At 69.2% G+C, this 20,593-nt stretch carries 20 protein-coding genes; 3 read left to right on the forward strand and 17 right to left on the reverse strand.

Going from position 1 to position 20,593, the window contains the following annotated elements; genetic code table 11:
- Nucleotides 1–43: 43 nt before the first annotated feature.
- The gene (locus GVY39_RS18570; RefSeq protein ID WP_195071403.1) at nucleotides 44–991 is read right to left on the reverse strand and encodes an alpha/beta fold hydrolase; all 948 of its coding nucleotides are present in this window, start codon (nucleotides 989–991) and stop codon (nucleotides 44–46) included.
- Between the two features lie 96 nt (nucleotides 992–1,087).
- Here GVY39_RS18570 and GVY39_RS18575 point away from each other — a divergent pair, with 96 nt between their 5' ends.
- On the forward strand, nucleotides 1,088–1,936 hold the full coding sequence (locus GVY39_RS18575) for an SDR family NAD(P)-dependent oxidoreductase (protein WP_159926171.1): 849 nt from the start codon (nucleotides 1,088–1,090) through the stop codon (nucleotides 1,934–1,936).
- Nucleotides 1,937–2,213: 277 nt separating this feature from the next.
- Here GVY39_RS18575 and secG read toward each other — a convergent pair whose 3' ends face one another.
- From secG to GVY39_RS18590, 3 genes are all read right to left on the reverse strand, one after another.
- A complete protein-coding gene (gene secG, locus GVY39_RS18580; RefSeq protein WP_039798855.1) occupies nucleotides 2,214–2,447 on the reverse strand; it encodes a preprotein translocase subunit SecG in 234 nt (77 codons plus the stop codon).
- A 72-nt stretch (nucleotides 2,448–2,519) separates the two neighbouring features.
- On the reverse strand, nucleotides 2,520–4,118 hold the full coding sequence (locus GVY39_RS18585) for an MFS transporter (RefSeq protein ID WP_159926173.1): 1,599 nt from the start codon (nucleotides 4,116–4,118) through the stop codon (nucleotides 2,520–2,522).
- 10 nt (nucleotides 4,119–4,128) lie between these two features.
- Nucleotides 4,129–5,073 (reverse strand): DMT family transporter, encoded by a 945-nt coding sequence (locus GVY39_RS18590; RefSeq protein WP_159926175.1) that lies wholly within the window; start codon nucleotides 5,071–5,073, stop codon nucleotides 4,129–4,131.
- A 297-nt stretch (nucleotides 5,074–5,370) separates the two neighbouring features.
- Between GVY39_RS18590 and GVY39_RS18595 the strand changes: the two genes are divergently transcribed.
- A complete protein-coding gene (locus tag GVY39_RS18595) occupies nucleotides 5,371–6,153 on the forward strand; it encodes an META domain-containing protein (RefSeq protein ID WP_159926177.1) in 783 nt (260 codons plus the stop codon).
- Nucleotides 6,154–6,162: 9 nt separating this feature from the next.
- Here the strand turns inward: GVY39_RS18595 and GVY39_RS18600 are convergent, their stop codons facing one another.
- The 10 genes from GVY39_RS18600 to GVY39_RS18645 all read right to left on the reverse strand — a co-directional run bounded on the left by GVY39_RS18600 (nucleotide 6,163) and on the right by GVY39_RS18645 (nucleotide 16,783).
- Nucleotides 6,163–6,825: a DUF1579 family protein gene (locus GVY39_RS18600; protein WP_159926179.1), complete on the reverse strand. Its 663-nt coding sequence runs from the start codon at nucleotides 6,823–6,825 to the stop codon at nucleotides 6,163–6,165.
- Between the two features lie 142 nt (nucleotides 6,826–6,967).
- Nucleotides 6,968–7,753, reverse strand: coding sequence for a triose-phosphate isomerase (gene tpiA / locus GVY39_RS18605; protein ID WP_159926181.1), 786 nt, complete (start codon nucleotides 7,751–7,753; stop codon nucleotides 6,968–6,970).
- Nucleotides 7,754–7,755: 2 nt separating this feature from the next.
- The gene (gene pgk, locus GVY39_RS18610) at nucleotides 7,756–8,970 is read right to left on the reverse strand and encodes a phosphoglycerate kinase (RefSeq protein ID WP_159926183.1); all 1,215 of its coding nucleotides are present in this window, start codon (nucleotides 8,968–8,970) and stop codon (nucleotides 7,756–7,758) included.
- A gap of 5 nt (nucleotides 8,971–8,975) precedes the next feature.
- Nucleotides 8,976–9,995: a type I glyceraldehyde-3-phosphate dehydrogenase gene (gene gap, locus GVY39_RS18615; RefSeq protein ID WP_159926185.1), complete on the reverse strand. Its 1,020-nt coding sequence runs from the start codon at nucleotides 9,993–9,995 to the stop codon at nucleotides 8,976–8,978.
- A 211-nt stretch (nucleotides 9,996–10,206) separates the two neighbouring features.
- Nucleotides 10,207–11,190, reverse strand: a complete 984-nt coding sequence (gene whiA, locus GVY39_RS18620) for a DNA-binding protein WhiA (protein WP_159837678.1) — start codon at nucleotides 11,188–11,190, stop codon at nucleotides 10,207–10,209.
- Nucleotides 11,181–12,227 (reverse strand): uridine diphosphate-N-acetylglucosamine-binding protein YvcK, encoded by a 1,047-nt coding sequence (gene yvcK / locus GVY39_RS18625; protein WP_159926187.1) that lies wholly within the window; start codon nucleotides 12,225–12,227, stop codon nucleotides 11,181–11,183. Before yvcK ends, whiA begins: the two co-directional genes overlap by 10 nt.
- Nucleotides 12,224–13,204: an RNase adapter RapZ gene (gene rapZ / locus GVY39_RS18630; RefSeq protein ID WP_159926189.1), complete on the reverse strand. Its 981-nt coding sequence runs from the start codon at nucleotides 13,202–13,204 to the stop codon at nucleotides 12,224–12,226. Before rapZ ends, yvcK begins: the two co-directional genes overlap by 4 nt.
- 113 nt (nucleotides 13,205–13,317) lie before the next feature.
- Complete coding sequence (gene uvrC, locus GVY39_RS18635) at nucleotides 13,318–15,327, reverse strand: excinuclease ABC subunit UvrC (RefSeq protein WP_159926191.1); 2,010 nt, start codon at nucleotides 15,325–15,327, stop codon at nucleotides 13,318–13,320.
- A 121-nt stretch (nucleotides 15,328–15,448) separates the two neighbouring features.
- Entirely contained in the window at nucleotides 15,449–15,874 is a 426-nt protein-coding gene (locus GVY39_RS18640) for a hypothetical protein (protein WP_159926193.1), read from the reverse strand.
- A gap of 219 nt (nucleotides 15,875–16,093) precedes the next feature.
- Complete coding sequence (locus tag GVY39_RS18645) at nucleotides 16,094–16,783, reverse strand: HAD family hydrolase (protein ID WP_159926195.1); 690 nt, start codon at nucleotides 16,781–16,783, stop codon at nucleotides 16,094–16,096.
- A gap of 151 nt (nucleotides 16,784–16,934) precedes the next feature.
- Here GVY39_RS18645 and GVY39_RS18650 point away from each other — a divergent pair, with 151 nt between their 5' ends.
- On the forward strand, nucleotides 16,935–18,887 hold the full coding sequence (locus GVY39_RS18650) for a gamma-glutamyltransferase family protein (RefSeq protein ID WP_159926197.1): 1,953 nt from the start codon (nucleotides 16,935–16,937) through the stop codon (nucleotides 18,885–18,887).
- Nucleotides 18,888–18,983: 96 nt separating this feature from the next.
- Here the strand turns inward: GVY39_RS18650 and GVY39_RS18655 are convergent, their stop codons facing one another.
- The 3 genes from GVY39_RS18655 to ribH form a co-directional block, all read right to left on the reverse strand.
- Complete coding sequence (locus tag GVY39_RS18655; protein ID WP_159926199.1) at nucleotides 18,984–19,523, reverse strand: GNAT family N-acetyltransferase; 540 nt, start codon at nucleotides 19,521–19,523, stop codon at nucleotides 18,984–18,986.
- A gap of 68 nt (nucleotides 19,524–19,591) precedes the next feature.
- Entirely contained in the window at nucleotides 19,592–20,092 is a 501-nt protein-coding gene (locus GVY39_RS18660; protein ID WP_159926200.1) for a PH domain-containing protein, read from the reverse strand.
- A gap of 2 nt (nucleotides 20,093–20,094) precedes the next feature.
- Complete coding sequence (gene ribH, locus GVY39_RS18665) at nucleotides 20,095–20,574, reverse strand: 6,7-dimethyl-8-ribityllumazine synthase (protein ID WP_159926202.1); 480 nt, start codon at nucleotides 20,572–20,574, stop codon at nucleotides 20,095–20,097.
- Nucleotides 20,575–20,593 lie beyond the last annotated feature (19 nt).

The following is a 20,593-nucleotide window of genomic DNA, read 5'->3' on the forward strand; positions in this document are numbered from 1 at the left end:
GCCCACCGACAACGAACGCCACTGGGACCGAAGGCGATTCGCTTCAGGCCGGGAGCTCGGCGGGATGCGCGGCAAGGTGGCCGAGATGAGCGGTGAGCAGCGCGTTCACCTGCTCGGTTCGCTCCAGCTGGACGAGGTGGCCCGCTCCGGCGATCTCGGTCACCGCGCGCAGATCGACGACGTGCTCGCGCAGGGTGGCCAGCGGGTCACGTCCGCTGAAGCCTTCCATGTCCGGGTCGCGGTCGCCGTACAGGAAATACGCGGGCACAGTGACTTTCGCGTCCGCGTACTCGGCGGTGAGCTCCCAGTTGCGGTCCAGGCTGCGATACCAGTTCAATCCGCCGGTGAACCCGGTGCGCTCGAAATCCGCTGCCAGTACGTCCAACTCGTTCGTGCCGAGCCACTGCCAGGGCAGTGCGGGCGCCTCCGGCAGCACGTCGAGGTAGCCGGTGCCCTCGGCCGGGAAACGCCAGGTGTCCAGGTAGTGATAGTCGGCGCTGAGCGCGTAGTACACGCGGGCCAGGAAATCCCGGGGCCGCGCGCCGAGTTCCGCGTCGGCTACGCCCGGAGTTTGGAAGTAGTGCAGGTGCAAGAAGTGCCGCGCCGCGGCCTTCGCCCACAGCTGTGACGGAGCACGCGGCGGACGTGGCGCGAACGGATTGTTCAGGACGATGACGCCGCGCACCCGCTCCGGCGCGCGCAACGCCAGTTCCCACACCAGCGCCGCGCCGAAATCCAGGCCGACGAACACCGCCCGTTCGGCGCCGATGTCATCGAGCAGCGCGAGCAGGTCGCCGCACACCGCGCGATTGGTGTAGGCCTCGAGGTCGGCAGGGACGTCGGTCCGCCCGTAGCCGCGCAGGTCCGGCGCCAGGGCGCGGTAGCCGGCCGCGGCGATCGCGGGAAGCTGCCGGTGCCAGATGTACCAGGTGTGCGGAAACCCGTGACAGAAGACCACCGGCTGCCCCTCGCCCTGCTCGGCGACGTGCATACGGATACCGTCGGTCGTCACGAACCGATGAGTCAGCTCCACTCGGACCTCCAAAACCTAGAACACGTTATCGCTTCACGGTAATGTTCCGATTCCGTGAACGGAATACCGGAAAGGCTCGAAGGCAAGGTCGCGGTGGTCACCGGCGCCAGCCGCGGCATCGGCAAGGGGATCGCGCTGGAACTGGGTGCGGCGGGCGCCACGGTGCTCGTCACCGGACGCTCGGCGACACAGGGACGGCTACCCGGCACCGTACACGCCACTGCCTCGGAAATCGATGCCGCGGGCGGAGTCGGCATCCCGTTCGTGTGCGATCACCGCGACGACGACGCGGTGCAGCGGCTGTTCGAGCTGATCCGTGACGAGCACGGCAGGTTGGACGTCCTGGTGAACAACGTCTACAACTCCCCCGCCGCGGCCCGCTGGCTGGGCAAGCCGTTCTGGGAGGTGCCGCCGGCGGCATGGGATGAGTCGTTCGACGTGGGGGTCCGATCGCATTACGTGGCGAGCGTTTTCGCGGCGCCGCTGTTGATCGAGTCGGGCGGGTTGATCGTCAACATCTCCTCGCCAGGGGCACGCCGATACATGCACAACGCGGTGTACGGCGTCGCGAAATCCGCTCTGGACCGGCTCACCGCCGACATGGCGCACAACCTCGCGGGCACGGAAGTGACCGTGGTCTCGCTCTGGCCCGGCATCGTCGACACCGAACTGCTGCAATTGGTTCCGGCCGACGCCACCGGCAGGCGTCTGGTCACGTTGCCCGGTGAGGGCACCTTCGACCTCGGTGACGCGCAGACGCCGCGCTTCACCGGCCGCGCCGTCGTCGCGCTCGCCACCGACGCGGGCCGTCGCTCCCGCACGGGATTGCCCTGGCCGGTAGCGGATCTCGCCGAGTATTACGGGTTCACCGACGTCGACGGTCGCGTTCCGCGCGTCGACTGATTCCGGTGGAGGCGCGCTCGGGTTCCGAGGCGCGCCTCGATGTGCGGCCACCGCTTGCGCCACCCGGTACGGCGCGAGCGGTACGCGCGCGCGTCGGCCGACCCTGCCCCGAGGGCAACACGCGCAAGACGAAGCGAACCTTCCGCGCGCGGCAGCCGACCCACCATTCGCCAGGGGGTGAGGGCGCGGCGCTATGCGCCGACTCGGTCGAGTTGTCCCGCCGTCGTCCTGGCCGAACTCGCGCTCGACGTGGCGGTGCTGACGGCGGCCGCCGGAATCAGGCGAACTTGATCTCCAGGCCGATGCCGAGGATGGCGATCAGCCAGATGACGCCGGTGAAGATGGTGACGCGGTCGAGGTTCTTCTCCACGACGGTGGACCCGGACAGGCTGGACTGCACACCGCCGCCGAACAGGCTGGACAGACCTCCACCCTTGGCGCGGTGCAGCAGCACCAGCAGCACCAGCAGCACGCTGGTGATGATCAGGAGGATATCCAGGAACATCCGCATGCCGGACAGTCTAGGCGGTCGGTGCGATCGCACCGAATCAGGCACTCGGGGCCCGCGCCGCCGGGTGCCGACCTAGCGCCGGTCGACCGCGACGAGGTGGGTGACCTGCTCCCCCTCTGCGGTGCCGAACTTCGCGACGGCCTCTTCTCGCACCTGGTCCTGGGCGGTGAGCCGGACCTGGTGCTGGTGCATGTGCTCGGCCCAGGACCGCACCACGAACGCCTCCACGTAGCGGTCGATCACCCCGACATCGCGATAGAGACGCCACTCCATCGCACCGGTGCGCTGCCGGGACCGGCCGACGAAGGCCATGGCGGCGAGGAATTCCTCCACGCTCTCCGGCGGCACGTCGTAGCTGCGCAGGACCAGTACGGGACCGTCGTCGGGATCGGGCTCGACCGCCAGCTGAGGTTCCGGCCAGAACGCCGAGGGAGTCAAGTCGAGCATCTCGGGGTCGTTCCGGATGGGCAGCCACACGGTGCTGACCGCGCAGAGCGCCAGCAGCGACGCGGCCCACAACAGCGCCTGCACCGAGCCGATCGAGTCGGCGACCAGACCCCAGACCAGCGAGCCGATCGCCTGGCCGCCCATGAACACCAGCAGATAGACCGACAGCCCGCGCGCCCGCACCCAGGCGGGCAGCAGCAGCTGCATGGTCGCGTTCATCGTGGACATCGCCAGCAGCCAGGCCAATCCCGCGAACACCAGCAGCACCAGCACCACCGGAACGACGCGCAGCAGTGCCGTACCCGCCGTCGCCACCCCGAACAGGGTCGCGGCGATGGTGAGCCGCTGTGTCGGGGTCAGCCACGCCCGCAACCGGGACAGCGCCGCGGCGCCGAGCACCGCGCCGACGCCCAGGGCGCCGAGCATCAGGCCGTACCCGGACGACGACAACCCCAGCCGGTCGCGAGCGATCACCGGCAGCAGCGCCCACCCCGCGCTGGCGGGCGCGATGAACAGGATCGAGCGCAGCAGCACCCGGCGGATCGCGGGCGCCGCCCGGATGAACCGGGTACCCGCCTGCAATGCCGCCATCGGACGTTCCGTGGGCAAGCGCCGGTCGGCCGACGGCCTGCGCCAGACCGTCAGTACCGCGACGATCCCGGCGAACGACATCGCGTTCAGCGCGAACACCAGCGTCGGCCCGGACAGCGAGACCAGCGCACCGGCCAGCGCGGGCCCCACCGCCCTTCCGAGGTTGATGTTCATGCTGCCCAGCGCGGACGCCGCCGGGATCTGCTCGCGCGAAACCAGTTCCGGCTGGATCGCCTGCCAGGCCGGCGCGGTCAGCGCCTGACCGCAGCCGAGCAGGAACAACAAGGTCAGCAGCACGGCGGGGGTGGTGTGCCCGGTCGCCGTGGACACAGCGAGGACCGTGGCGAGCAGCGCCATCGTGGTTTGCGCGCCGAGCAGCAGCCTGCGCCGGTCCACCAGATCGGCGATCACGCCGGACGGGATGGCCAGCAGCATCACCGGAAGTGTGATGGCGGTCTGCACGAACGACACCAGCGCCGCCGCGTTGGGCAGGTCGACCATCATCCACTGCGCGCCGACGGTCTGCATCCAGGTACCGAGATTCGACACCAATTGCGCCACCCACAGCGCCCGGTACACCGGCGAACGCAGCGGCGCCCAGGTGGAACCCGGGCTCGTCGCGGCAGTGGTCACGCGCCGAAGCTTAGTCGCGGGCGTGGCGCCGCTCCGCCGCCGAGTCCGGCCCCTGGACCGCCGGACGCGCGGGTGTGGCGGTGAGCAGCAGTGCCACGATGAGCAGTGCCGCCCCCGCCACCCCGGGCGCGGTGAGACGTTCTCCCAGGACGACTGCCGCAAGCGTCGCTCCCGTAAGCGGTTCGAGCAGAGCCAGCACCGCGGCAATTCCCGGGCCGGAATCCGACAGTCCGCGGAAGTACAACGTGTAGGCGACCGCGGTCGGCGCCAGGCCCAGCAGAACAACCAGCGCGACGCTGCCCGGCGTCGGGTCGAATCCCAGCCCGCTCGTTGCCGCGAGGGGTGCGAGCAGCAACGCTCCACCGGTGAATCCGAGGGCGATGGTGGTCGTCGCGTCGAGCCCGGGAACCGGCACGGCGTTGATCACGGTGACGGTCGCGAACGCCGTCGCGGCCACCGCAGCGAGGGCCGCGCCGACCAGCAACCCGGCCGTCCCTGTGTTTCCGGTCGGCACCCCGACCAGCAATGCCAGCCCGCACAGGGCGATGCCGATCGTCGCCGCACGGCGGCGGTCCACCGCCCGCCTTCCGGTGACGTGCTCCACCACCGCGACGACCACCGGCGACGTACCGATGGTGATCAGCGTGGCGAGGCTGACCGACGAGGCCGCGACGGCGCCGAAATAGGCGGCCTGGAAGGTCGCCGCGAGCACGGCGACGGCGCCGATCCGCCGCCACGCCGTCGCATTTCGCGGCCATGGCCGCCGTGTGCCCGCGAGCAGGATCATCAGCAGCAGCCCGCCGACGGCGAGCCGGCAGGTGGCCACGGAGACGGGCGCCAAACCGGTGGCCCGGTGCAACAACGTGCCGAGCAGACCGCCGGTGCCCCAGAGAATTCCGGCGCCGACGAGGTAGACCAGCCCGGAACGGGCGGGCGTGGAGACAGATGAGGACATGAAAGATCGCGCTCCTGCGACGAAAAGGGATAGAGGTCGCGGACGCGAGGTGCACAGCGATGCCGAAAGAGCGCGCTCACCGCACGGTGGCGCGCTGGATATCTACACCTCGCTCAGGAGGCGGGCGGCGGGGTGATGGGGAAGCATCGGTGCACGCACAGATACTAATACGACACCGGACGAGTCATCCCATGAGTTTCGGTTTCCCGCCGCGAAGATCCTTCTCGGGGCTCCTCGCCAGGCCGTCGCGACCGGCGTAATCCAGGTCAGCGGACGAATCGCCGGTAGCATCGCCGCATGGCGGCACACTTCGTGCGACTGGGACCGGTCGTCCTGCTCGCTCTCTGCGCGATCGCGGGCTGCTCGGGCCAGGAACCCGACCGCGGCGCCGACGAGCCGACTCCGGTGGGCCGCACCTTCCTCTCGACCAACGTCGAAGGCGCCCCGATTCCCGGCGGCGGGCCGCTGACGATCAGCTTCACCGAGGGGCGGCTGGCGGCCGACGCGGGATGCAACAAGTTCACCGGCGCGGTAACTCTCGACGATCACGTTCTGCACGTCTCCGGCCTGGCCACCACGCTGATGGCCTGCGAGGACGACCGGCGAGGCGCCGACGAGTGGCTCAGCGGCCTGCTGAACTCTCAGCCCAGCTGGCGGCTCGACGACTCGCGCCTGACCCTGCACAGTGCCGACCGCACGGTGACCTTGCTCGACAAGAAGGTCGCTCAGCCGGACAAGCCCGTCAAGGGCACGTCCTGGCGGGTCACCTCGCTCATCACCGACAACAGCCAGGTCCGCTCGCGCGCCCTCGACGAAGCGCGGCCGACGCTCACCATCGCCGAGGACGGCAGCGTCTCCGGCGCCGCCGGGTGCAACCAGATGACCGGCAGCGCCGAGGTGTCGGGTGCGCAGATCACTTTCCGGATCGCCACCACGAAGATGATGTGCTCCCCGGAGGTGATGGAGGTCGAGCAAGCCGTCCTGAACGCTCTGGACGGCGGGACGAACGCCACGGTGGACGCCGGCACGCTGACCCTGCGCAACGACAACGGCGCGGGCCTGGTCCTGCACGCGCAGTGAGCGCGCGGACTACTTCCGCCGGGTGAGCACGACGCGATCGGCGACTCGCTCGGCTTCTCCGGGCGGCGTGAAGGAGATTTCCATGACCACCCGGTCGGCCGACTCCAGCCGAATCACGGTTCGCATCGCGATCGTCTTGCCGATGAACTGCTCGCCGAGGACGCCGGGATCGGTGAATTCACCGGCCATGACGATTTCGGCGTCGCCGCCGCTTCCCTTGGCGCCCTTGTAGCTCATCGTCATCGGCGTGATGCTGTCGACGGTCGACCACTCGTAGCGGTTGTCGGTCGGCGAGAATCCGAGCAGTCCGAGCCGGTAGTAGGCGGCGCTTCCCTGGATGTCCTCGGCTTCCTCGCGCAGGAAGTTGTTGCCGGTCTCGGCGATCCACTCCCAGCGCGAGACGATCTCCCGCTTGATCGGGTTGTCCGCCGTGCCGCCCGCGACGAAGGTCGACTTCTCGCCCTTCCACTCCCCCACCAGCTGATTGAGCCTGCGGTGTCCCGCGTCCTGCTGCTCCGGTCGCACCGCCGCGGTGGTGGTGGTGGTGGATGTCACGCCGGGATGGGCGTGATCGTGATCGTGATCGTGCGACGAATCGTCGGAACAGCCGACGAGTGTGGCCAGCGCGACCAGCGCGACCGGAAGTGCGGTGTACAGCTTGCGAAGAGTCACGAAAGTCCTTGTCGAGCCACGGAATCGAGCTCGGCCATCATCGCACGAGCACCGGCCGCCGAGCACCCGTGATCACTGTCGGCGAAACGACACAGCCCGGTATCGCGGGAAGCGATACCGGGCTGTCGCGCTGATGCCCAGGTCAGGGCAGCGGGCCGCCCGCGGCGATCGCGGAGAGGGTGGCGAATTCGTCACCCTTGAGCGAAGCGCCGCCGACCAGTGCGCCGTCGATATCGGTCTGGGCGACCAGTTCTCCGACGTTCTTGGCGTTCACCGACCCGCCGTAGAGCACGCGGACCCCCGAAGCCACCTCCGGCGAGGCGAGCTTCTCCAGCTCCCCGCGGATCGCGCCACAGACCTCTTGCGCGTCGGCGGGGGTGGCCACCTTGCCGGTGCCGATCGCCCACACCGGCTCGTAGGCGATGACGATCTTCGAGATCTGCTCCGCCGTAAGGCCTTTCAGCGATCCGCGCAGCTGCTCGAGGTTGTACTCGACATGCGTTCGGGCATCGCGGATGTTCAGGCCCTCACCGATGCAGACGATCGGCGTGATGCCGTGCTTCAACGCCTGCTTGGCCTTGGCCAGCACGGTGGCGTCGTCCTCGTTGTGGTACTGCCGCCGTTCGGAGTGCCCCACCACGACGAAGGTGCAGCCCAGCTTGGCGAGCATGCTCGCGCTGATCTCACCGGTGTAGGCGCCCGCCTCGTGCACGGAGACGTCCTGACCGCCGTAGGTGAGCAGGAGCTTGTCCCCTTCGACCAGCGTCTGCACGCTGCGCAGGTCGGTGAACGGCGGGATCACCGCCACGTCGACCTTGTCGAAGTATTTCTCCGGCAGCGCGAACGCGATCTTCTGCACCAGGGCGATGGCCTCGAGGTGATTGAGGTTCATCTTCCAGTTGCCCGCGATGAGCGGTTTGCGTGCCATGCTCAGCCCTCCAACACCGCGATGCCGGGGAGTTCCTTGCCCTCCAGGTATTCCAGCGACGCGCCGCCGCCGGTGGAGATGTGCGAGAAACCGTCCTCCGGCAGCCCGAGCGCGCGCACGGCCGCGGCCGAATCACCGCCGCCGACCACGGTGAACGCGCCCTTACCGGTCGCGGTCACGATCGCCTCGGCCACCCCGCGGGTGCCCGCGGCGAACTTCTCGAACTCGAACACACCCATCGGCCCGTTCCAGAAGACGGTGCGCGCCTCGGTCAGCAGTACCGCGAAGCGGTCCACCGAGTCCGGGCCCACGTCCAGACCCAGCCAGCCGTCCGGGATCTCATGTGCAGCAACAACTTTCGACTCCGCGTCCGCGGCGAACGCGTCGGCCACCACGATGTCGCGCGGCAGGTGGATGACGTCGGCGTACTGCTCGAGCAGACGCTTGCAGGTGTCCACCATCTCCTCCTGCAGCAATGAGGAGCCCACCGAGAGGCCCTGTGCCGCAAGGAAGGTGAAGCACATGCCGCCTCCGATCACCAGCGTGTCGACCTTCGGCGCGAGCGCCTCGATGACCGCCAGCTTGTCGGAGACCTTGGAACCGCCGAGCACGACCGCGTACGGCCGGTCGGGGTTCTCGGTCAGCTTGGCCAGCACCTCGACCTCGGCCGCGACCAGCGTGCCCGCGTAGTGCGGCAACTGCTGGGCGACGTCGTACACCGACGCCTGCTTACGGTGCACCACACCGAAACCGTCGGAAACGAACGCGCCGTCGTCGCCGACGAGCTCGACCAGCGCGGCGGCCAGCTTGGCCCGCTGCGCGTCGTCCTTGCTGGTCTCACGCGGGTCGAACCGGATGTTCTCCAGCAGCAGCACGTCGCCGTCGGTGAGGCCCTCGGACCGCGCGAGCGCGTCCTGACCCACCACGTCACCGGCCAGCTGCACATTGCGGCCCAGTTCCTCGGCGAGCCGGGCGGCCACCGGCGCCAGCGAGAGCTTCGCGTCCGGCTCGCCCTTCGGGCGGCCGAGGTGCGCGGTCACGACGACCTTCGCGCCCGCTTCGGCGAGCGCCTTGATGGTCGGCGCCGAGGCGATGATGCGGCCGGGATCGGTGATCTGTCCTTTGTCGTCGAGGGGCACGTTCAGGTCGGAGCGCACCAGCACGCCCCGACCCTCGACACCCTCGCCGAGCAGATCCGCGAGTGTCTTGACAGCCATGCGCGTCAGAGCGACTTGCCGACGAGGCCGATGAGATCGGCGAGACGGTTGGAGTAGCCCCACTCGTTGTCGTACCAGGACACGACCTTCACCTGGTCGTCGATCACCTTGGTCAGCGGCGCGTCGTAGATCGACGAGGCCGGGTCGGTGACGATGTCGGAGGAGACGATCGGGTCGGTGTTGTACTTGAGGATGCCCTTCAGCGGGCCCTCGGCGGCGGCCTTGTAGGCGGCGTTGATCTCCTCGAGCGTGGCCGACTTGCGCAGGGTGGCGGTCAGGTCGGTGACCGAGCCCGTCGGGACCGGCACGCGCAGCGCGTAGCCGTCCAGCTTGCCCTGCAACTCGGGCAGCACCAGGCCGATGGCCTTCGCGGCGCCGGTGCCGGTGGGCACGATGTTCAGCGCGGCGGCGCGCGCGCGACGCAGGTCGCTGTGCGGGCCGTCCTGCAGGTTCTGGTCCTGGGTGTAGGCATGGATGGTGGTCATCAGGCCACGCTCGATGCCGAACTCGTCGTTGAGCACCTTGGCCAGCGGGCCGAGGCAGTTGGTGGTGCACGAGGCGTTCGAGATGATGTTCTGGCTGCCGTCGTACTTGTCGTCGTTGACGCCCATGACGATGGTGATGTCCTCGCCCTTGGCCGGAGCGGAGATGATCACCTTCTTCGCGCCCGCGGCGAGGTGGCCCTTGGCCTTGGTGGCATCGGTGAAGATGCCGGTGGACTCGACGACCACGTCGACGCCCAGATCGCCCCACGGCAGCGCCGCCGGGCCCTCCTTGATGGCCAGCGCCTTGATCCGCTGGTCGCCCACCACGATGGTGTCGTCGCCGTCGAGCGAGACATCCTGGGGCAACCGGCCCAGGATCGAGTCGTACTTGAGCAGGGTCGCGAGGGTCGCGTTGTCGGTGAGGTCGTTGACCGCGACGATCTCGATGTCGGTGGTGCCGAGCGCCTTCTGCGCCTCCACCGCCCGGAAGAAGTTACGTCCGATACGACCGAAGCCGTTGATGCCTACCCGGACAGTCACGTTATCGCTCCTCAACTTTCCAGCGGATCGTTCCGATGCCCACCCACACTAACGCCCTGCCGTGCCTCCGCCGACACGCACCTGGCTTTCGTCGAGACGGGTTGCCTGGTCAGACGCCCGACCAACCCAAAGTCGGCAGCCGGGGAACGCCACGATCCCCGCGACGGGCAGCGTCGCGGGGATCGTCGCGGAAATCACCGAAAGCCCGAGGTCAGGCTTCGTCGAGCAGTTCGGCCGTGACGGCCGACTCGGTGTCCGGGACGCCCAGTTCCTTGGCGCGCCGGTCGGCCATCGACAGCAGCCGCCGAATGCGGCCCGCGACAGCGTCTTTCGTCATCGGAGGGTCGGCGAGCTGGCCGAGTTCCTCCAGCGACGCCTGCCGGTGCTGCACACGCAGCTTGCCCGCGGCGGCGAGATGGTCGGGCACGTCGTCGCTGAGGATCTCCAGCGCGCGTTCCACCCGAGCCGCCGCGGCGACCGCCGCCCGCGCCGACCGGCGCAGGTTGGCGTCGTCGAAATTGGCCAGCCGATTCGCGGTCGCGCGCACCTCCCGGCGCAGCCTGCGTTCCTCCCAGACCATCCGGGTGCCGTGCGCGCCCATCCTGGTCAGCAGCGCGCCGATCGCCTCACCGTCGCGCACCACCACGCGGTCGGTGCCGCGCACTTCCCGCGCCTTGGCGGTGATGCCGAGCCGCCGAGCCGCGCCGACCAGCGCCAGCGCCGCCTCGGGGCCGGGGCAGCTGACCTCGAGCGCCGAGGACCGTCCGGGTTCGGTCAGCGAGCCGTGGGCGAGAAACGCGCCGCGCCACGCGGCTTCGGCGTCGGCGATGCTGCCGCCGACCACCTGCGCGGGCAGGCCGCGCACCGGACGACCGCGAACGTCGAGCAGTCCGGTCTGCCGGGCCAGCGCCTCGCCCTCCTTGGAGACGCGCACCACGTAGCGGGAGGTCTTGCGCAGTCCGCCCGCGCCGAGCACGTGCACATCGGAGCCGTAGCCGTAGAGCTCGAAGATCTCCCGGCGCAGCCTGCGCGCGATGGACCCCATGTCCACCTCGGCCTCGACGATCACCCGGCCGCCGACGATGTGCAGGCCGCCCGCGAAACGCAGCAGTGCGGACAGTTCCGCCTTGCGGGAACTCACCTGCGACACTGTGAGCCTGCTCAGCTCGTCTTTCACATCGGCTGTCATCGCCACGGGACGCGCTCCTTTCCACCCAACCCGGAACGCACATCCTGACCCATGTGCCGTCCCTCGACTCGAAGCCCTGCCATTTGCGGCCGAGGTTGCCGGATCAGTTGATCCAGTGCGGCGGCAAGCTTTCCGGGGTGATGCCGGTCGGTTCCCGCTTCGGCGACATCGGAGAAGGTTACTCGTGCCCGCAACTGTTCGGCAGCCCTGGCCACATGTTCCCGCTCACGGCCTTCCGGGACCGAGCCGGAGTCGACCAGCACCTCGTCGACGACGAATTCCGGCGCGTGCTGGGACAGCACATGCAAATGCCGCTCCGCGGAGAACCCCGCGGTCTCCCCCGGTTCCGCGGCGAGGTTGAGCACGAGCACTTTCCGTGCCCTGGTGTATACCAGGGCTTCCCGTAGTTCCGGGACGAGGACGTGCGGAATCACGCTGGTGAACCACGATCCCGGGCCGAGGACCACGACATCCGCGTGTTCGATCGCCGAGGTCGCCTCCGGACTGGCCGGTGGATCGGACGGAATCAGCCGCACTCGCCGCACCTTACCCGGCGTCGTCGCGATGGCAACTTGACCGCGAATGCAACGGCTCACCCGTGGATCCGCCTCCAGCCCAGAGACATCCGCCTCGATATCGAGCGCGATCGGCGACATGGGGAGCACCCGTCCGGTGATGCGCAACATGCGGGCGACTTCGTCGAGCGCGGCGACCGGATCGCCGAGCACCTCGGTGAGCCCGGCCAGGATCAGGTTGCCCACGGAGTGCCCGGCCAGAGCGCCGGTCCCGCCGAAACGATGCTGGACCGTCCGGGTCCAGACGCCGTCGGCGTCCGCGGCCAAGGCGGCCAGCGCCATCCGGAGATCTCCCGGGGGCAGCACCCCCAGCTCCGCGCGTAGCCGGCCCGAGGAGCCGCCGTCATCGGCGACGGTGACCACCGCGCAGATCTTCCTGGTCAGCCGCCGCACTGCGGTCAGTGTCGCGTACAGGCCGTGTCCACCACCCAGCGCGACGATGCTGGGATTCGATTCCCAGCCGGTCATTCGCGCCCCAGGTCTCGATGGACCACCCGGACCACGTCGGCGGATTCCTCCGGCCCGCCGGTGACCTCGCTCATCAACTCGCCGAGCGCCTCGGCAATCGCGACGCTTCGGTGCTTGCCTCCGGTGCAGCCCACTGCGACCGTCATGTATCGCTTCCCCTCTTGGCGGTAACCGTTCGTGGTCAGCTCGACCAGGTGGTGGCAGGTACGCAGGTAGTCGTCCGCGCCGGGGCGCGACAACACGTACTCGCTGACCACGGTCTCCTGACCGGTGTGTTCCCGCAACTCCGGTATCCAATGCGGATTGGGTAGAAAACGCACATCCAACACCATGTCGGCGTCCAGCGGAACCCCGTACTTGAAGCCGAAGGACTGCACGGTGAGCTGCAACGCGCTCGGCGCGCCGCCGCCATAGGCCTCTTCCATCTTGCGGTGCAACTGATGGATGGACAGCTCGGTGGTGTCGATCACCACATCGGCGGCGGCCTTCACGGCGGACAGCCGCACCCGTTCGGCGGCGATACCCGCCGACAACGTGCCGTCCTTGCTCTCGCTCTGCAACGGATGCCTGCGCCGCGCGAAGCCGAAGCGGCGGATCAGCACGTCGTCGGAGGCCTCGAGGAACAGGACCCTGGTGCGCACGCCGAGAGTTCGCAACTGGTCGGTGACCCCCGACAGATCGCCGGTGAAGAACCGGCTGCGCACGTCCATGACCAGCGCGAGGCGGCGGATCGGCGGCTTCGCGGAAGCACCGAGTTCGACCATCCGCCCGAACAGCTCGGGCGGCAGGTTGTCGGCCACGTACCAGCCGAGGTCCTCGAGCACTCGGGCCGCGGTGCCGCGGCCCGCGCCCGAGAGCCCGGTGACGATCACGACCTCGACCTGCGAGTTCGCTCCGCCGACGGCGCCGGACGAGGCCACTCGTCCCGCACTCGTCGGCGGACTGCCCGCACTGCTGTTCGATTCGACGCGTGTCATGTCCTACCGGATCCGTCTCTGGGGTGCCTTCCGATCATCGCGCACCGGTTTCGGTATCGGCCGCAGACACACAACGTACGCGAAACCGAATCTTCCGGTGCACTGTCGACTGACTATTCGGACTCGAGGGCCGCAAGGACCGCTTTCGCGGTCGCCAACCCGATGCCGGGCACCTCGGTGATCTCTTCGACCGTCGCCTGCTTCAGCTTGGCGACCGACCCGAAATGGGTAACCAGCGCGGTCCGGCGCGCCGTGCCGAGACCCGGCACCGAGTCCAACGCCGAGGCGGTCATCCGGCGCGAGCGTTTGCTGCGATGGAAGGTGATGGCGAAACGGTGCGCCTCGTCGCGGACCCGTTGCAGCAGATACAGCGCCTCGCTGTTGCGCGGCAGGATCACCGGGTCGCTCTCGCCGGGCACCCATACTTCCTCGAGCCGTTTGGCCAGACCGATCACCGCGACGTCGGTGATGCCCAACTCGTCGAGCACCTCCGCGGCGGCGGCGACCTGGGGCGCGCCGCCGTCGACGACGTAGAGGTTGGGCGGATAGGAGAACTTGCGCGGGCGTCCGGTGCGGGGGTCGATACCCGGCCGGGAGATCAGCTCGAGCGCGTCGTCGTCGCTTCCGGTCGCGGCGAGGTCTTCCTGCTCCATCGCGTCGCGCTCGCGGCGCAATTTGAAGAACCGGCGGCGAGTCACCTCGGCGATGCTGCCGACGTCGTCGGAGCGGCCGTCGCCTGCCGCTTCCCGGATCGTGTAGTGGCGGTAATCGGACTTGCGGGCCAGACCGTCTTCGAAGACCACGAGCGAGGCGACCACGTCCGTGCCCTGCACATGGCTGACGTCCACGCACTCGATGCGCAGCGGCGCGGAGTCGAGTTCCAGCGCGTCCTGGATCTCTTGCAGCGCTTGGGATCTGGACGTCAGATCCCCCGCCCGCTTGAGCTTGTGCTGGGCCAGCGCCTCCATCGCGTTGCGCTGCACGGTCTCGGCGAGCGCCTTCTTGTCCCCACGCTGGGGCACGCGCACCTTCACCGCCGCGCCGCGCAACCCCGACAGCCACTGCTGGACCTCCTCGACGTCGGCGGGCAGCTCGGGCACGAGCACTTCGCGGGGCACCACGGCGGCGGGTTGCTCGTTGGCGGCCTGCTCGGCCACCGTCACCTGCTCGCCGTAGAACTGGGTGAGGAACTGCTCGACCAGCGCGGCGAGCTCGCCGCCCGCCTCCGGGACGTCGACCGCGTCACCCGATTTGTCGACCACCCACCCGCGCTGCCCGCGCACCCGGCCGTCGCGCACGTGGAAGACCTGCACCGCCACCTCCAGCTCGTCGGTGGCGAAAGCGATCACGTCGGCGTCGGTGCCCGTGCCGAGCACCACCGCCTGCTTCTCCAGCGCGCGCCGCAGCGCCTGCACGTCGTCGCGCAGCCGGGCGGCGGATTCGAAGTCCAGGTCTTCGGCGGCCTCGTGCATGCGGCGCTCCAGCTCCCGGACCAAGCGGTCGGTGCGGCCGGCGAGGAAGTCGCAGAAGTCCTCGACGATCGCGCGGTGCTCCTCGGCGCTCACCCGCCCGACGCACGGCGCGGAGCACTTGTCGATGTAGCCGAGCAGGCAGGGACGCCCGATCTGGTGGTGCCGCCGGAAGACTCCGTTGGAGCAGGTGCGCGCCGGGAACACCCGCAGCAGCAGATCGAGCGTCTCGCGGATGGCCCAGGCGTGCGCGAACGGGCCGAAGTAGCGGACGCCTTTGCGCCGCGCGCCGCGGTAGACGAACAACCGCGGGTACTCCTCGTTCAGAGTGACCGCGAGCACCGGGTAGGACTTGTCGTCGCGGTAGCGGACGTTGAACCGCGGATCGAACTCCTTGATCCAGTTGTATTCCAGCTGCAGCGCCTCCACCTCGGTGGAGACGACCGTCCACTCGACGCTCGCGGCCGTGGTGACCATCTGCCTGGTACGCGGGTGCAGACCGGCGACGTCGGCGAAGTACGAGTTCAGCCTGCTGCGCAGGCTCTTGGCCTTGCCGACGTAGATGACCTGCCGATGGGCGTCCCGGAACTTGTAGACACCGGGTTCGACGGGAATCGTGCCCGGCGCGGGCCGGTACGTCGCTGGATCTGCCACCCATCCAGCCTATCGACGCGGTCGGACACAGTTCGTCCACCGCCCATCCGGCCCGAGCGAGGTTCGACAGATCCCGGAGACCGCCGACTACCACCCGCCCACGGCAGCGCTGCCGGACGGCTCACGGTACGCGGACGCCGAACCAGGCCTTGGCATCCGGGCGGCACAGCAGGCGCACGACGGCTACGGAGGTGGCGAGCGAGTACCCGGCGGCGACGAGGCCGACGGCGGGCGGTACGGTCTCGAGGTCCCTGATCGCCCAGCACCCGACGACGGCCTGCAGGATCGCGAGCGTGATCGTCAGGCGGCGCACGGGGTGCGCTCCCTCGGCGAACCCGAGCACGAGCAGACCGAGAGCCCAGGCCACGCAGAACTGGACGGACGCCGTGGCGGCCGCGTCGTCGCCGCGCGTCAGATTCATGAGCACCGGATAGGCCAGGCCGAATCCCGCCATACCCGCGACGGCTTCCCGCACGTCCCGAACCGCCTCCGGCATGGTGGTTTCCACACCGATGGACGGCTCCTCACCCGAAAACGCCAAGCTCACAGCCGTACCCCCGTTGGTACCGAACGTTCCGGCGCGCTGGACGAACACGCCGGAATCGCACGGTAACACGGTGACATCCCGGACAACTCGTACTTCGACGAACTCGGACTTCGACGAACTCGGACTTCGACGAACTCGGACTTCGACGAACTCGGACTTCGACGAACTCGGACTTCGGCGAAAGAACCGACGGGGCGCGCGCATCGTCCGGACGAGGAGCTACTCCACCAGACCGTGCCGCCGCAGGGCCGCCAGCAACGCATCCGGACGCTCGGCGGTGGGCAGGGCCTCCACCAGGGCGAATCGGCTGCCCAGGGCTTCGGCGCCGCCGTCCGCCTCGGCGCTGTCGCCGATCATCAGAGCCGCCTCGGCGGGCACGCCCAGTTCGCCCAAGGCGGCATGGAAGATCTCCGGATCGGGTTTCATGGCGCCGACCTCATAGGAGAGGGTGAACGCCCCGACCAGCCGGTCCCAGCCGCGCGCAGCGAACGACGGACGGATGTCGAACGGGATGTTGCTCACCACCGCCACCGGAACCTCCTGTGCCGCCAGGAGATCGAGAACGGCCTCGCTGTCCGGATACGGCATCCACTCCAGCGGATCGAGCAGCCGTGCGTAGAGTCGTTCGGCGTCCTCGTCGGTGGGCACACCCGACTGGCGCAGCACCGTCATCATCACCTTGCGGTGCAGCGCCGGATCCAGGTCCCGGTTGTCCCACGCGTACTGCGCCTCGGCGTCGAATTCGGCGATGTGGTCGACCGGCGCCGTCATCCGCCGCATGATCTCGGCCTTCTCGTCCACGTCGAAGGCCCGCCCGTCCGGCCGGGTCAGATCCGAGTACCACGACTCGTCGGCTTCCAGCCGGAACAAGGTGCCGGAGAAGTCGAACAGCACCGCCTCGATCGCCATCCGGCCAGCCTACCGACGGTTCGCCCCGGATCGCCGGTCCACGTGACATGATCCCGGCGGGCTCGATCGCGACACACACTGCGGCCAGGAGGATTTCGCCCGTGGGAAGGAAACCGGCGCGGCTGTCGGTGCCGGACGTTAGAGTCCGGGCATGGGCCGCAAGCGAGGAACTCGGGTCGCCGCCGCGGCGGCGTTCGCACTCACCATCGGAATGGCTACCGCCTGTTCGACCGAGGAGAGCCAGGCGGGCGGTGTCTGCGCGACGGTTCCCAACGGCACACCGGTCACGTCCACCGCGACGGGCCCGGCGGGCAGCGGCACCAAGGATCTGAGCACCAACCCGGAAATAGCGACCGGCTATCGCTCGAACATGACGCCGGTGCGCACGCACACCTTCGCGGTGTCGACGGCCAACCCCGTATCCACCAAGGCCGCGTGCGAGGTCCTGCGCGACGGCGGCACCGCGGCCGACGCCCTGATCGCGGCCCAAACGGTGCTGGGCCTCGTCGAACCGCAGGCCTCCGGTATCGGCGGCGGCGCGTTCCTGCTCTACTACGACGCGAACACCAAGACCGTGGACGCCTACGACGGCCGAGAGGTGGCCCCGGCGGCGGCGACCGAGAACTACCTGCGCTGGATCAGCGATACCGACCGCACCGAGCCGAAGCCGAACACGCGGGCCAGCGGCCGCTCCATCGGCGTGCCCGGTGTGCTGCGCATGCTCGAGCTCGCGCACCGCGATCATGGCAAGACCGCGTGGCGCGAGCTGTTCGACCCCGCCATCGGACTGGCCGATCAGGGCTTCCCGATCAGCCCTCGCCTCGCGGGGCAGATCGCGGAGTCGGCGAAGGACCTCGCGGCGGACGAGGACGCCAAGGCTTATTTCCTCAACCCGGACGGCAGCCCGAAGGCCGCAGAGACCGTGCTCACCAACCCGGCCATGGCGAAGACGCTCGGCGCCGTCGCCACGGAGGGAGCGCAGGCCTTCTATACCGGCGCCATCGCCCGGGACATCGTCGCGGCCGCGAACCGAGCCTCCGGCGGGCGCACCCCTGGCCAGCTGACGGTCGAGGACTTGTCCGGCTATCAGGCGAAGAAGCGCACCGCACTGTGCACGGGCTACCGCGGGCACGAGATCTGCGGCATGCCCAGCCCCTCCTCGGGTGGCATCGCCGTCGCCTCGATTCTGGGCATCCTGGAGAACTTCGACCTGGCCACCATGCGGCCGGACGACATCGACCGCAACGGCGGCAAGCCCGACCCGCAGGCCGTGCACCTGATCTCGGAGGCCGAACGCCTCGCCTACGCCGACCGCAACAAGTACGTCGCCGACACCGATTTCATCCCGCTGCCGGGCAATTCGGCACAAACCCTGCTGAACCGCGATTACCTGCGGCAGCGCGCCGGGCTGATCGATCCGAACCGCAGCATGGGCACCGCGCAGCCGGGTGACTTCGGCCCCGTGCCGCTGGGCGTCGGCCCGCAGCCGCCCGAGCACGGCACCAGCCACATCTCGGTGGTCGACCGGTACGGCAACGCCGCGGCGATGACCACCACCGTCGAGTCGGCGTTCGGTTCGTTCCACGTGGTCGACGGATTCGTGCTGAACAATCAGCTCACCGACTTCAACGCCGATCCGCTGGGCGCCGACGGCGTGCCGGTGGCCAACCGGATCCAGCCCGGTAAACGCCCGCGTAGTTCGATGAGCCCGACGCTGGTCTTCGGCAAGGCCCCCGACGGCTCGCGCGGCGAGCTCACCCATGTCGCGGGCTCGCCCGGCGGTTCGGTGATCATCCAGTTCGTGGTGAAAACGCTGGTCAACATGTTCGACTGGGGTCTGGACCCGCAGCAGGCGGTCTCCGCGGTCGCGTTCGGCGCCGGGAACAGCCCGTCCACCGGCATCGGTGGTGAGCACCCCGCGATCGACGCCGCCGACAACGGTGACCACGACCCGCTCGTGCGCCGACTACGTGAGCTGGGTCATCAGGTCTCCGTCGCACCACAGGTCAGCGGCCTCAGCGCTCTCAAACGCAACGGCGCGGACGGCTGGATCGGAGGCGCGGACCCCCGCCGAGAGGGGGCCGTCCTCGGCGACTCCCAGTGATCGGTTACCACAGCGGGACAGGTCGCGGTATCCGTTGACCAGCACCATCCGAGGCTTGACATGTCGAGAATCGGCATGCCGGCCGCGACGGCGAGGTCACTTCGAACGCACCATCGGATACACCACCGGACCGGAGCCGATCCTCAGCTCCCCCTGCCGCTCGAACCCGAATCGCTCGTAGAAGGGCACGGTGCCGCTGGTGTTCGAGATCAGGAAACAGTCGTGCTCTGCTTCCGACAGCCGCCGCTCGAGCAACGCGGTCGCCATACCGTACCCCTGCGCGCCGGGCAGCGTCCCGATCGCGGCCAGGTACAGGTGCGGCGTGGCCGGTCGCGCGTGCTCCATCTGCCGCCCGGCGGCAAGCGCACGCGCCGTGCTCGCGCCCAACGCTCGTAGCAGGGTCACCGGCTTCACTGTCGGCGCCACCAGGTGCGCGGGCTCCCATAGCGCCACGCAGGCGAGGGTGCCTTCCTGGTCGTGCGCGAAGTCGACCAGTCCCTTCTTCCTGCGCGACGCGATGCGCGACTCCCAGAACAGCGGCAACGCTTTTCGGCGGCGCGGCGAACCCGGCCAGAAGTAGGTCATCAGCGGATCGTCCGCGAAAGCCGCCGCGAGAACGAACGCGCCTGGTTCCATACCGACGAGGCTAAACCAGCATTCCGGCCCTGGCGAAGCGGTCGGGGCGGGGCGGGTACCTCACCAGTTCACTTGCTTCCGGAATACTTCTCGCCGAGTTCACGCAGCCGAGCCATCGCCCGCGCCGCGTGCTCCTTGTCGTTCGAGCGGATCGCCAGCATCGGCACGTAGTCGTCGTCGACCAGCTCGAGGCGGGCCCACGACTTTCGATCCGGGAACGAGACGCCTCTAATGTAGTCCCACGGAAAGTCGTTGTCGCCCAGAACGTTCCGCACCGACACACCCCGCGCCCCGACCCGTACCCGCGGCCTGGTCAGCAGCAGCACCGCGGCGGCGCCGAGTACGCCGATCCCGATCATCGCGATCTGATCGGCGACCCGGAAGTTGACACCGGTGGACCCGGTACGCAGCAAGAGACCGCCCGCCGTGAACGCGGCCGCGATCAGCACCGCCACGACCCAGGCCGTCCGCACCGCGCGCCGGGGACGCACCTCGAACTCCCACTCGGGCGCATCGCCGGCCACCGCGGCCGAGCCTGCGTTCCTCCGGAAGATACGGACGACCGGCATGGCTACGCGGACTGCCGCAGGGCGCGCAGCGTCAGCGCGGCGTCCAACGCCGCGGCCGCCGCCTGCTCCCCCTTGTTCTCGGGCGATTCCGGCAGCCCGGCCCGATCCAGGGCCTGCTGCTCGTTGTTGGTGGTCAGCACCCCGTTCGCGACCGGCGTGCCCTCGTCCAGCGAGACACGGGTGAGTCCCGCGGTCACCGCGTCGCAGACGTACTCGAAATGCGGCGTGTCACCCCGGATCACCACTCCGAGCGCCACCACCGCGTCGTGCGACTTGGCCAGCTCCTGGGCCACCACCGGCAGCTCCATGGCGCCGGCGCAGCGCACCACCGTGATCTGCTGGACGCCCGCGTCCTTGGCCACTCGCTCGGCGTTCGCGACCAGGGTGTCGCAGATCTGGGTGTGCCAGCGCGAGGCGACGATGCCCAAGGTGAGGTCCTTGGCGTCGGCCAGCGCGAAGGTCGGTACCCCGGTACCGCTCATCGTTGTCCGCCTTTCCGGT

Source organism: Nocardia sp. CY15 (assembly GCF_009829295.1).
Taxonomy (GTDB): Bacteria; Actinomycetota; Actinomycetes; order Mycobacteriales; family Mycobacteriaceae; genus Nocardia; species Nocardia sputi.